This window comes from Adlercreutzia sp. DFI.6.23, from assembly GCF_024462535.1.
Taxonomy (GTDB): domain Bacteria; phylum Actinomycetota; class Coriobacteriia; order Coriobacteriales; family Eggerthellaceae; genus Adlercreutzia; species Adlercreutzia rubneri.
Genome location: NZ_JANGBP010000432.1, coordinates 1 through 306, shown reverse-complemented (window position 1 = coordinate 306; position 306 = coordinate 1). Strand labels below are relative to the sequence as shown.

General features: G+C 57.2%; 1 protein-coding gene. It reads left to right on the top strand.

Annotated elements, in window-relative coordinates; all coding sequences use genetic code 11:
- On the top strand, window positions 1-306 hold a 306-nt coding region (locus NE591_RS14010), incomplete at both ends, for a hypothetical protein (RefSeq protein ID WP_256156949.1).

The window sequence follows — 306 nt, the reverse complement described above, 5'->3', positions numbered from 1 at the left end:
ACCGTGTCCCTCTACAACGCCGACAACGGAACGCTTACGGGCACGGCAACACCCCACGTCTTTGAGCTGAGGGATGACACAGTTCCTGCGAGAGACTCGTTTATCAAGGCCATATCCCCTTCGTGCCTCGTTATGGGCAATGTAACGGGGCCAGGCGGCGTTGTGGTCATTGATCCCCTCACGACTGAAGTCCTCTTGGATCTGGATGACATCTACCCGCTTACGGCAATACCGCTCGAGAACGAGACGGGCTCCTCCGACTTCGGGCTGCTGACGTATGGCACTCGTTCCATAGCGGCTTTTCTC